Source organism: Pseudomonas sp. 18173, from assembly GCF_050432945.1.
Classification (GTDB): Bacteria; Pseudomonadota; Gammaproteobacteria; order Pseudomonadales; family Pseudomonadaceae; genus Aquipseudomonas.
In genome coordinates this window covers 54091-65425 of the sequence record NZ_JBKFTN010000002.1, presented here as the reverse complement: position 1 = coordinate 65425, position 11335 = coordinate 54091, and the positions used below count along the sequence as shown (strand labels likewise).

General features: G+C 59.7%; 10 protein-coding genes. 7 read left to right on the top strand and 3 right to left on the bottom strand.

Translation table 11 applies throughout. The annotated features are described in order from the left end of the window. The 3 genes from dapC to map all read right to left on the bottom strand — a co-directional run bounded on the left by dapC (window position 1) and on the right by map (window position 4880). Window positions 1-1200: a succinyldiaminopimelate transaminase gene (gene dapC / locus ACLD1X_RS02515; protein ID WP_429365969.1), complete on the bottom strand. Its 1200-nt coding sequence runs from the start codon at window positions 1198-1200 to the stop codon at window positions 1-3. 152 nt (window positions 1201-1352) lie between these two features. Beyond that, window positions 1353-4055: a [protein-PII] uridylyltransferase gene (locus ACLD1X_RS02510; protein ID WP_429365968.1), complete on the bottom strand. Its 2703-nt coding sequence runs from the start codon at window positions 4053-4055 to the stop codon at window positions 1353-1355. A gap of 42 nt (window positions 4056-4097) precedes the next feature. Further along, window positions 4098-4880: a type I methionyl aminopeptidase gene (gene map, locus ACLD1X_RS02505; protein ID WP_008000050.1), complete on the bottom strand. Its 783-nt coding sequence runs from the start codon at window positions 4878-4880 to the stop codon at window positions 4098-4100. A 371-nt stretch (window positions 4881-5251) separates the two neighbouring features. Between map and rpsB the strand changes: the two genes are divergently transcribed. The 7 genes from rpsB to ispC all read left to right on the top strand — a co-directional run bounded on the left by rpsB (window position 5252) and on the right by ispC (window position 11310). Further along, window positions 5252-5989, top strand: a complete 738-nt coding sequence (gene rpsB, locus ACLD1X_RS02500; RefSeq protein ID WP_007978390.1) for a 30S ribosomal protein S2 — start codon at window positions 5252-5254, stop codon at window positions 5987-5989. A 189-nt stretch (window positions 5990-6178) separates the two neighbouring features. Continuing rightward, window positions 6179-7042: a translation elongation factor Ts gene (tsf, locus tag ACLD1X_RS02495; RefSeq protein ID WP_008019553.1), complete on the top strand. Its 864-nt coding sequence runs from the start codon at window positions 6179-6181 to the stop codon at window positions 7040-7042. Between the two features lie 208 nt (window positions 7043-7250). After that, complete coding sequence (pyrH, locus tag ACLD1X_RS02490) at window positions 7251-7994, top strand: UMP kinase (protein ID WP_008000043.1); 744 nt, start codon at window positions 7251-7253, stop codon at window positions 7992-7994. Next, entirely contained in the window at window positions 7991-8548 is a 558-nt protein-coding gene (gene frr, locus ACLD1X_RS02485) for a ribosome recycling factor (protein ID WP_008019552.1), read from the top strand. The genes pyrH and frr overlap by 4 nt, the downstream gene beginning before the upstream one ends. A 13-nt stretch (window positions 8549-8561) precedes the next feature. Beyond that, window positions 8562-9317 carry a polyprenyl diphosphate synthase gene (gene uppS, locus ACLD1X_RS02480; protein ID WP_429365967.1) on the top strand — a complete coding sequence of 252 codons (756 nt, stop codon included), beginning with the start codon at window positions 8562-8564 and terminating at the stop codon, window positions 9315-9317. After that, the gene (locus ACLD1X_RS02475; RefSeq protein WP_429365966.1) at window positions 9317-10123 is read left to right on the top strand and encodes a phosphatidate cytidylyltransferase; all 807 of its coding nucleotides are present in this window, start codon (window positions 9317-9319) and stop codon (window positions 10121-10123) included. Before uppS ends, ACLD1X_RS02475 begins: the two co-directional genes overlap by 1 nt. Beyond that, entirely contained in the window at window positions 10120-11310 is a 1191-nt protein-coding gene (gene ispC, locus ACLD1X_RS02470; protein WP_429365965.1) for a 1-deoxy-D-xylulose-5-phosphate reductoisomerase, read from the top strand. The genes ACLD1X_RS02475 and ispC overlap by 4 nt, the downstream gene beginning before the upstream one ends. Window positions 11311-11335 lie beyond the last annotated feature (25 nt).

The following is an 11335-nucleotide window of genomic DNA, read 5'->3' as shown; positions in this document are numbered from 1 at the left end:
TTATTTGTGGCGCTGGATGAAATCGCGAATACGCTCGGCGGCTTCAACGCACTCCGCCAATGGCGCGACCAAAGCCATACGCACGCGCCCGGCTCCCGGATTGACGCCATCGACATCACGTGACAGGTAGGAGCCCGGCACCACGGTCACGTGCTCCTGTTCGAACAGGTCGCGGCAGAACGCTGCGTCGTCACCGGCCACATTCGGCCACAGGTAGAAACTGCCATCGGGGCGTTGCACGTCCAGCACCGGGCTGAGGATCTCCAGTACCGCATCGAACTTCTCACGGTACAACGCACGGTTGGCGCGCACATGCACTTCGTCGTTCCACGCGGCAACACTGGCCAGCTGCGTCTGCACCGGCATCGCGCAGCCGTGGTAGGTGCGATAGAGCAGGAAGCCCTTGAGGATGTCGGCGTCACCGGCGACAAAACCCGAACGCAGGCCTGGCAGGTTCGAACGCTTGGACAGGCTGTGGAACACCACGCAGCGCTTGAAGTCCTTGCGGCCCAGCTCCGCGCAGGCGCTGAGCAGGCCTGGTGGCGGGGTTTGTTCGTCGAAGTAGAGTTCGCTGTAACACTCATCGGCGGCGATCACGAAGTCGTACTCGTCAGCCAGTGCGATCAGCTTTTTCAGGGTTTCCACCGGAATCAATGCACCGGTCGGGTTGCCTGGCGAGCACAAGAACAGGATCTGGCAGCGTTTCCAGATGTCCGGCGACACGGCGTCGAAATCCGGGTTGAAGCCATTTTCGTCCAGGCACGGCAGGTAATGCGGCTTGGCGCCGGCGAGGAACGCCGCGCCTTCGTAGATCTGGTAGAACGGGTTCGGGCTGACCACCAGTGCGTCATCGCAACGGTTGACCACGGTCTGGGTGAAGGCGAACAGCGCTTCGCGGGTGCCGTTGACCGGCAGCACATTGCGCGCCGGGTCGATCCAGCCCTTGGGGACGTCGAAGCGCCGCTCGCACCATGCCGCGATGGCTTCACGCAGCTCCGGGATACCGAGGGTGGTCGGGTACACGGCCATTTTTTCCAGATTGCTGGCCAGCGCCTCGGCGACGAAGCCAGGCGAACGGTGTTTCGGCTCGCCGATGGACAGCGCGATAGGGCGTTTGTCCGGATTGGGCGTGACACTGCCGAGCAGGGCGCGGAGTTTCTCGAACGGGTAGGGCTGCAGCTGGGTCAGAGCGTTGTTCATCGATAAATCTCGTTCGGTGGACGCTGGTCCCTGTAGGAGCGAGCTTGCTCGCGATGGTCGTCAACGATAACGCGTTCTTTCCAGGATCACGCGGTGCATTTGGGTTCATCGCGAGCAAGCTCGCTCCTACATAAGGGCGGGTCGTTGTTAAGTCAGATGCTGATACGCGACAGTTTGATATCCGGTTCCTGGTTGACGCTCAGTTGTTCGACGATCGCATCCTGCAGGCGGCTGCACAGCAGCGGGTCGGACAACGGGTGATTGTTGGCGTCGGTGATGAAGAACACGTCTTCCACGCGCTCGCCGAGGGTGGCGATCTTGGCGTTCTGCAATGACAGATCGAACTCCAGGAAAATCGTGCCGATGCGCGCCAGCAGGCCCGGGCGGTCGGGTGCCGTGAGTTCCAGTACCGTCACCTGGCGCTGGGCGTCGTTGTGGATCGTCACCTGTGGCGCAAAGGCGAAATGCTTGAGCTGACGGGGCACCCGGCGCTGGATGATGGTCGGATAGTCATCCGGATTGCGCAGGGCTTCGGTCAGGCCGTCGCGGATCTGCTTGATCCGTGCCGGGTTATCGCCAATCGAGTCGCCGTCGGTGTCGAGCACGATATAGGTGTCGAGGGTGAACTGGCTGCTGGAGGTGATGACCCGGGCGTCGTGAATGTTCAGGTTGAGCTGGTCCATCGCCGCCACGGTCACGGCAAAGAAGTCGTGCTGGTCGGGGGCGTAGATGAAGATCTGCGTACCGCCTTCGAACTCGCGCTGGGTGGTTTCCTTGATCAGCACCAGCGGCCCGCCGTCGGTCGGTTGCTGGAGGATCGCGTCGCTGTGCCAGGCCACGTCGCCGGCAGTGTGGCGCAGGAAATAGTCGTCACCCAACTGCGCCCACAGTTGCTCGACATCGTCCGGGTCGGTGCCGCCGCGCACCAGGATATCCAGGGCGGCGCTCTGGGTCTGGCGGATCTGCTCTTCGCGATCCACCGGGTTCTCCAGGCCACGACGCAGGGCGCGCTTGGTCTCGGTGTAGAGCTGGCGCAGCAGGCTGGCGCGCCAGGAGTTCCACAGCGTCGGGTTGGTGGCGTTGATGTCGGCGACGGTCAGCACATACAGGTAGTCGAGGCGGGTTTCATCGCCGACGATCTGCGCGAAATCGTGGATCACCTGCGGGTCGGACAGGTCCTTGCGCTGGGCGGTTGTCGACATCACCAGATGGTTTTGCACCAGCCAAACGATCAGGCGGCTGTCCCACATGGGCAGTTGATGACGCTGGCAAAAGGCCTCGGCATCCACGGCGCCGATGTCCGAGTGATCGCCATGCCGGCCTTTGCCGATGTCGTGGTACAGGCCGGCCATGTAAATCAGCTCGGGCTTGGGCAGTTTGCCCATGAGCTTGCTGGCCAGCGGGAATTTTTCCGACACCTGGGTGTACTGCAACTTACGCAGGTGCTTGATCAGGTTCAGGGTGTGGGCATCGACCGTATAGATGTGGAACAGGTCATGTTGCATCTGCCCGACGATAAAGCCGAATTCGGGCAGATAACGCCCAAGGATGCCGTAACGGTTCATTCGCCGCAGGTTGCGGTGGATGCCGATCTTGCACTTGAACAGCTCGATGAACAGGCTGGTGTTGCGAATGTCGTTGCGGAAATCGTCGTCGATCAGGTGCCGGTTTTCCCGCAGCAGACGAATGGTGTCGGCGCGCACGCCCTTGATTTCCGGCTGCTGGGCCATCAGCACGAAGATTTCCAGCATCGCAAATGGCGTGCGGCGGAAGACGTTGTTGTTGCGTGCCTCGATGTAGCCGTCATGCAGCTGGAAGCGCGAATTGATCGGCTGCGCCGGCGCTTCGTCTTCCGGTGCGAGGATGACTTCCTCGAAGTGCTGGATGATCAGGTCGCTGAGCTGGGCGATGCTCATCACCACCCGGTAATACTGCTGCATGAAGTTTTCGATGGCTTGCTTGGCGTCGTCGCCCTTGAAGCCCAGCAGCCCGGCAATGGTGCGCTGGTGATCGAACAGCAGGCGGTCTTCGGCGCGACCGGCGAGCATGTGCAGGGCATAACGAACCTTCCACAGGAACTCCTGGGAAGAGGCAAGGAGGGCGTTTTCACTTTCGACCAGGAACCCTTCGCCAGCCAGTGCCCGCAGGTTCAGAGTGCCGTACTGGCGACGGGCCACCCAAAGAATCGTCTGGATATCCCGCAAGCCGCCGGGTGAGCCTTTGACGTTGGGTTCCAGGTTGTATTCGGTGTCGTTGTACTTGTGGTGGCGGGCCTTCTGTTCGGCACGCTTGGCCAGGAAGAAGTCCTTGCTCGGCCACATGTGCGCGGTGCTGGTGACGTCCAGCATGCGCTGGCGCAAGCGCTCGGGGCCGGCGATGGTGCGGCTTTCCATCAGGTTGGTGACGACCGTCAGGTCGGCGCGGGCCTCGACGGCGCACTCGTCGACCGAGCGAACGCTCTGGCCGACCTCCAGGCCGATGTCCCACAACAGCGTCAGAAAACGCTCTATGGAATCGCGGAAAACTTCGTGGTCGGCGCTGTCCAGCAGGATCAGCAAATCGATGTCGGAATAAGGGTGCAATTCGCCGCGGCCGTAGCCACCGACCGCAACCAGTGCAATGTCGGCGTCCTCGCTCCAGCTGAACTGGTTCCAGGCCTTTTGCAGGATGTTATCGACGAACCAGGCGCGATCCTCGATCAGTCGGCGAATGTCGCGGCCATTGCGAAAGCGCGTGTCGAGCACCTCGCGGGCCTGGCGGATCGCCTTCTTGAAGGCCGCGATCGGGCTTGCCTTCAGGGCCAGTTCAGCCTGGAACTGGCCTCGGTCGAAGAGTTCGGGATCCACCTGCGGCATCGATTGGCTTTCCTTTCTATAAGGCGATGTACGGTAACGGGATCAGGCCGAAACGCGAGGGATGGTGTCATCGCTGCGCAGGGTGAAGATCTCGTAACCGGTTTCGGTCACCAGCAGGGTGTGTTCCCACTGTGCCGAGAGCTTGCGGTCCTTGGTGATCGCGGTCCAGCCGTCGCCCAGCACCTTGGTGTCGGCCTTGCCCTGGTTGATCATCGGCTCGATGGTGAAGGTCATGCCGGCCTTGAGTTCCATGCCGGTGCCCGCGCGGCCGTAGTGCAGGATCTGCGGCTCCTCGTGGAACACCTTGCCGATGCCGTGGCCGCAGAATTCACGAACCACCGAGAAACCGTTCTTTTCGGCGTGCTTCTGGATGATTTCGCCGATGTCGCCCAGGCGGCAGCCGGGTTTGACGATTTCAATCGCCTTGTACATGCATTCCTGGGTCACCTGGGACAGGCGCTCGGCCCACACTGGCACATTGCCGACGTGGAACATGCGGCTGGTGTCGCCGTGGTAACCGTCCTTGATGACCGTGACGTCGATGTTCAGGGTGTCGCCGTCTTTGAGTGGCTTGTCGTTCGGGATGCCGTGGCAGACCACATGGTTGATCGACGTGCAGATCGACTTTGGATAGCCCTTGTAGTTGAGCGGAGCTGGGATGGCCTTCTGCTCATTGACGATGTAGTCGTGGCAGATCTGGTTCAGCTGATCGGTGGTAACGCCCGGCTTGACATATTCGGCAATCATTTCCAGCACATCGGCGGCCAGTTTGCCGGCGATACGCATCTTGGCGATATCCTCGGGGGTTTTGAGGGTGACGGTCATACAGGCTCTCTCTGCGCTCGACGGCGCTTTCTAAACGGAAAGGGCATTGCGCGATCGATCTTCGCGGCCCTGAAAAATGCGATTCTACCAGACGATCAGCGCAAATCCGCGCCTGTGTGCATCGCTTCTCTCTATAGAATGGTGCATTCTTGGCGGATTCCAAGGGATGGAGCAAAGTGCCCGCCAGGATTTCAGAATCCGGGTTCCGTTTTGCCCTGCCTTGTGATATAAAATGCGCCGCTTTCCGGGGATGTCCCGAAAAGCCTAAATCCACACACGTGTCGACACGATGACCTGGGTGCCTTCAGCTGATGCTGCTGGTTGGTCATTGGGATACGTGGAGGCCAAACCCGACTTATTAAGGAACTATCATGTCCCAAGTCAACATGCGCGATATGCTGAAGGCCGGTGTGCACTTCGGTCACCAGACCCGTTACTGGAACCCGAAAATGGGCAAGTACATTTTCGGCGCGCGTAACAAGATCCACATCATCAACCTTGAAAAAACCCTGCCAATGTTCAACGAAGCTCTGACTTTCGTAGAGCGTCTGGCCCAGGGCAAAAACAAGATTCTGTTCGTCGGCACCAAGCGTTCCGCTGGCAAGATCGTTGCTGAAGAAGCAGCACGTTGCGGTTCGCCGTACGTCGATCACCGCTGGTTGGGCGGCATGCTGACCAACTTCAAGACCATCCGTGCTTCCATCAAGCGTCTGCGTGACCTTGAAGTTCAAGCCGAAGACGGTACTTTCGCCAAGCTGACCAAGAAAGAAGCGCTGATGCGCACTCGTGACCTGGAAAAGCTGGATCGTTCCCTGGGTGGTATCAAGGACATGGGCGGTCTGCCAGACGCTCTGTTCGTTATCGACGTTGATCACGAGCGCATCGCGATCACCGAAGCCAACAAGCTGGGCATCCCGGTTATCGGCGTAGTCGATACCAACAGCAGCCCGGAAGGCGTTGACTACATCATCCCAGGCAACGATGACGCAATCCGCGCTATCCAGCTGTACATGGGTTCGATGGCTGACGCTGTCATCCGCGGTCGCAACAACGTTGCCGGCGGCACCGAAGTGTTCGTTGAAGAAGCTCCGGTAGCAGCAGCTGAGTAATTGACGCCTTGGCGTTGACTCAGTAAGCAAAAAGGGGGCTTGGCCCCCTTTTTGCCACCTCGAAAACCATTTGTCGGCGCCCACTGCTCTATCTGTAACGTGCGGCAGCTAACAAGGGTGGTTCGGGAAGAATTGATCGCCCGTTCGATCGGGTGGAATGGTTGAAAACCTATCCAAGAGGATTTTGAAATGGCAGAGATTACTGCAGCGTTGGTCAAAGAACTGCGCGAGCGTACTGGCGAAGGCATGATGGACTGCAAAAAGGCCTTGACCAAGGCTGGCGGCGACATCGAGAAAGCCATTGATGACATGCGTGCTTCGGGCGCCATCAAGGCTGCCAAGAAAGCCGGCAACGTTGCCGCTGAAGGCGCTATCGCCATCAAGGCCGACGACAAGTCCGCCGTACTGCTGGAAGTGAACTCGCAGACCGACTTCCTGGCCCTGCAAGACGACTTCAAGAACTTCGTCGCTGCCAGCGTAGAAAAAGCCTTCGCCGAAAAACTGACCGACGCAGCTCCGCTGATCGCCGCTCAGGAATCGGCTCGTGAAGCCCTGGTGGCCAAAGTTGGCGAGAACGTCAACATTCGTCGTCTGGTACGCGTAGAGGGTGACGTTGTCGGCACCTACCTGCACGGTAACAAGATCGGTGTTGCTGTTGTTCTCAAGGGCGGCGATGTTCAGCTGGCCAAAGAGATCGCCATGCACGTGGCGGCAAGCAACCCTGAGTTCCTGCTGCCATCGCAGGTTTCCGCTGAAGCCATCGAGCGCGAGAAAGCTGTGTTCCTGCAGCTGAACGAAGACAAGATGAAAGGCAAGCCAGCTGAAATCGTCGAGAAGATGATTGCTGGTCGTATCACCAAGTTCCTGGCTGAAGCCAGCCTGGTCGAGCAAGCGTTCGTCATGAACCCTGAGCTGACCGTAGGTGCCCTGGCCAAGAAAGCCGGCGCTGAAATCGTTTCCTTCACCTACTTCAAAGTCGGCGAAGGCATCGAGAAGCCAGTGGACAACTTCGCTGAAGAAGTTGCTGCCCAGCTGGCTGCCGCCAAGCAATAAGACGGTTTTCAACTGTCGCCCAGAAGAGGCTGCCCGCTCACGCGCGCAGCCTCTTTTCAGATGGGGCACCAATTTTTAATTGGTTTCCTTTTGGAACTGGCTTACAAAGCCATGTTCCGATGGCGCTGAAGCAGCGCAAAGCTAGAGTGAACGCCAGCTGTAAACAGCTCGCAAAGAATTTTTAAATACGCCGCAGGAGAGATTCGCAATGGCTCAGCAGGGCAGTGGTTATCAGGCTCGCTATAAACGCATTCTACTCAAGCTTAGCGGCGAGGCCCTGATGGGCTCGGAAGAGTTCGGGATCGATCCGAAAGTTCTGGATCGCATGGCATTGGAAGTTGGCCAACTGGTCGGCATCGGTGTCCAGGTCGGTCTGGTTATCGGTGGTGGCAACCTGTTCCGCGGTGAAGCGCTGAGCAAGGCTGGCATGGATCGGGTCACTGGCGACCACATGGGCATGCTGGCCACTGTGATGAACGCCCTGGCCATGCGCGACGCCCTTGAGCGCGCCAATATCTCGGCCATCGTGATGTCCGCTATTTCCATGGTTGGCGTGACCGATCACTATGATCGCCGCAAGGCCATGCGCCACTTGAACTCCAAGGACGTGGTGATTTTCGCGGCCGGTACCGGCAACCCGTTCTTTACGACGGATTCGGCTGCCTGCCTGCGTGCAATCGAAATCGATGCCGATGTCGTGCTCAAGGCGACCAAGGTCGATGGCGTCTACACCGCTGACCCGTTCAAAGACCCGCATGCCGAGAAGTTCGATCATCTGACCTACGATGAAGTGCTGGATCGCAAGCTGGGTGTGATGGATCTGACGGCCATTTGCCTGTGCCGCGACCACAAGATGCCGCTACGCGTATTTAACATGAACAAGCCCGGCGCCCTGCTGAACATCGTGCATGGCGGCGCTGAAGGAACCCTGATCGAGGAAGGCGAACAATGATCAACGAAATCAAGAAAGACGCTAAAGAGCGCATGCAGAAGTCTGTCGAGTCCCTGTCGCACAACTTCGGCCGCATCCGTACCGGCCAGGCGCACCCGAGTATCCTGGAAGGCGTGATGGTGCCTTACTACGGCGCTGACACCCCGATCAAGCAGGTGGCCAACATCACCGTCAAGGATGCCCGTACCCTGCAAGTCGTAGCTTTCGAGCGCAACATGCTGGGCGCCGTCGACAAGGCGATCGGCAGTGCAGGCCTGAACCTGAACCCGACCAACCTCGGCGAGCTGCTGTTGATCAGCATGCCGGCCCTGACCGAAGAAACCCGCCGCGGTTTCACCAAGCAGGCCCGTGATGTGGCTGAAGACGCTCGTGTTGCCGTGCGCAACATCCGTCGCGATGCCAACAGCTCGTTGAAAGACCTGGTCAAGGAAAAAGAGATCAGTGAAGACGAAGAGCGTCGCGCCACTGGCGAGATCGACGACCTGACCAAGAAGTTCGTGGCTGAAATCGACGCGAAGCTGGCAGAGAAAGAAAAAGACCTGATGGCCGTATAAGGGTCGCGTTTTCATGGAAAAGACCAAGCAGACTGCACCGTCCGCGGTGCCGCGCCATGTCGCGATCATCATGGATGGCAACAATCGCTGGGCGAAAAAGCGCTTTATGCCGGGTGTCGCCGGGCATAAAGCGGGTGTGGATGCGGTACGTGCGGTCATTGAGGTCTGCGCCGAGGCCAAGGTCGAGGTGCTGACCCTGTTCGCCTTTTCCAGCGAGAACTGGCAGCGCCCGGCCGATGAGGTCAGCGCCTTGATGGATCTGTTCTTCAAGGCGCTGCGTCGTGAGGCCAAGCGCCTCAACGACAACAACATCAGCTTGCGCATCATTGGCGACCGCTCGCGTTTTCATCCCGAGCTGCAGGCCGCCATGCGCGAGGCCGAGGCCATGACGGCTGGCACCAATCGTTTTGTCCTGCAGATCGCCGCCAATTACGGCGGTCAGTGGGATATCGCGCAAGCGGCGCAACGACTGGCGCGAGAGGTTCAGGCCGGACACCTGCGTCCGGAAGACATCACGCCTGATCTGTTGCAGACCTGCCTGGCCACGGGTGACCTGCCGTTGCCGGACTTGTGTATCCGTACCGGTGGCGAGCACCGCATCAGCAACTTCCTGCTCTGGCAGCTGGCCTATGCCGAGTTGTATTTCTCCGACCTGTTCTGGCCGGACTTCAAACACGATGCCATGCGCAATGCGCTGGCCGATTTCGCTTCCCGCCAGCGCCGCTTCGGTAAAACGAGCGAGCAGGTCGAGGCTGGAGCCCGGGTTTAATGCTTAAACAACGAATCATCACCGCACTGATCCTGCTGCCGATCGCCCTGTGCGGGTTTTTCCTGCTTGAAGGTTCCGGCTTTGCACTGTTCATCGGGCTGGTCGTAACCCTTGGCGCCTGGGAATGGGCGCGTCTGGCAGGTTTTGCCGGTCAGGCGTTCCGCCTGGGCTATGCCGCTGTGGTCGCTCTGATGCTGTTCCTCATGTACATCCTGCCCGGTCTCGCGCCTTGGGTGTTGGGCGCTTCGGTGTTGTGGTGGGCGGTGGCGACTTTCCTGGTGCTGACCTATCCGCGTTCGAGCGAGCATTGGTCCAATGCGGCAACCAAGTTGGTGATCGGCCTGTTGATTCTCCTGCCGGCCTGGCAAGGTCTGGTGCAGATCAAGCAATACCCGCTGGGTAACTTGCTGATCCTGGCGGTGATGGTGTTGGTCTGGGGTGCCGATATTGGCGCGTACTTCTCCGGTCGTGCTTTCGGCAAGCGCAAGCTCGCGCCGCAGGTCAGTCCGGGCAAAAGCTGGGAGGGTGTGTACGGTGGTCTGGCGCTGAGCCTGGTCATTACCACATTCGTTGGCCTGGTGCGCGACTGGACGGTCGCCGAACTCTTCAAGGCGCTGATCGGTGCCTCGCTGATCGTGTTCATTTCGGTGGTGGGCGATCTCACTGAAAGCATGTTCAAGCGTCAGTCCGGGATCAAGGACAGCAGCAACCTGCTTCCAGGCCACGGTGGCGTGCTGGATCGTATCGACAGCCTGACGGCAGCGATCCCGGTGTTCGCCGTACTGTTGTGGATGGCGGCCCCATGAGCCGCCCACAGCAGATTACCGTCCTGGGTGCGACCGGCTCGATTGGCCTGAGTACGCTCGACGTCATCGCTCGCCATCCTGATCGTTATCAAGTCTTTGCCTTGAGTGGTTTTACCCGCTTGAGTGAGCTGCTGGCGCTGTGCGTGCGTCATGTCCCGCGGTTCGCGGTCGTGCCTGAGGTCGCTGCTGCCCGCACCCTGCAGGATGACTTGCGCGCGGCAGGTCTTTCGACCCGTGTGCTGGTGGGTGAGGACGGTTTGTGTCAGGTCGCTTCCGATCCGGAAGTCGATGCGGTCATGGCGGCCATCGTCGGTGCGGCAGGCTTGCGCCCGACCCTGGCGGCGGTCGAGGCGGGCAAAAAGATCCTCCTGGCCAACAAGGAAGCGCTGGTCATGTCCGGCGCGCTCTTTATGCAGGCGGTGCGCAAGAGTGGCTCGGTGCTGCTGCCGATCGATAGCGAGCACAACGCGATTTTCCAGTGCATGCCGCTCGATTATGCCCGTGGCCTTGAGGCCGTTGGCGTACGTCGGATTTTACTGACGGCTTCCGGCGGACCGTTCCGGCAGACGCCTTTGGCTGAGCTGGCGAATGTTTCACCTGACCAGGCGTGTGCGCATCCGAACTGGTCCATGGGGCGAAAAATCTCCGTTGACTCGGCCAGCATGATGAACAAGGGGCTTGAGTTGATCGAAGCCTGCTGGCTGTTCGATGCCAGGCCATCGCAGGTCGAGGTGGTGATTCACCCGCAAAGCGTGATCCATTCCCTGGTCGATTATGTCGATGGTTCTGTGCTGGCGCAGCTGGGTAATCCGGACATGCGCACGCCCATCGCCAATGCCCTGGCCTGGCCGGAGCGGATCGACTCGGGTGTGGCACCGCTGGATCTGTTTGCCATTGCACGGCTGGACTTCCAGGCGCCCGATGAGGAGCGTTTTCCTTGCCTGCGTCTGGCTCGTCAGGCGGCCGAGGCGGGTAACAGCGCGCCGGCGATGCTCAATGCGGCGAATGAAGTGGCAGTGGCGGCATTTCTCGACGAGCGGGTTCGTTACCCGGAAATCGCGAGTATCATCGAGGAAGTACTGAATCTTGAGCCCGTAGTGGCAGTGGATGATCTCGATGCAGTGTTCACGGCAGACGCGAAGGCGCGATTGCTGGCCGAACAATGGTTGAGCCGTCACGGGCGGTAAATGCTGCGGATAGTCGACCGAGGCA

Bases quoted from the DNA above. Each gene is read 5' to 3' on its own strand.
- uppS (WP_429365967.1), top strand. From the start codon at position 8,562: ATGGAAAAGACCAAGCAGACTGCACCGTCCGCGGTGCCGCGCCATGTC.
- tsf (WP_008019553.1), top strand. From the start codon at position 6,179: ATGGCAGAGATTACTGCAGCGTTGGTCAAAGAACTGCGCGAGCGTACT.
- ispC (WP_429365965.1), top strand. From the start codon at position 10,120: ATGAGCCGCCCACAGCAGATTACCGTCCTGGGTGCGACCGGCTCGATT.
- ACLD1X_RS02510 (WP_429365968.1), bottom strand. From the start codon at position 4,055: ATGCCGCAGGTGGATCCCGAACTCTTCGACCGAGGCCAGTTCCAGGCT.
- map (WP_008000050.1), bottom strand. From the start codon at position 4,880: ATGACCGTCACCCTCAAAACCCCCGAGGATATCGCCAAGATGCGTATC.
- ACLD1X_RS02475 (WP_429365966.1), top strand. From the start codon at position 9,317: ATGCTTAAACAACGAATCATCACCGCACTGATCCTGCTGCCGATCGCC.
- rpsB (WP_007978390.1), top strand. From the start codon at position 5,252: ATGTCCCAAGTCAACATGCGCGATATGCTGAAGGCCGGTGTGCACTTC.
- pyrH (WP_008000043.1), top strand. From the start codon at position 7,251: ATGGCTCAGCAGGGCAGTGGTTATCAGGCTCGCTATAAACGCATTCTA.
- dapC (WP_429365969.1), bottom strand. From the start codon at position 1,200: ATGAACAACGCTCTGACCCAGCTGCAGCCCTACCCGTTCGAGAAACTC.
- frr (WP_008019552.1), top strand. From the start codon at position 7,991: ATGATCAACGAAATCAAGAAAGACGCTAAAGAGCGCATGCAGAAGTCT.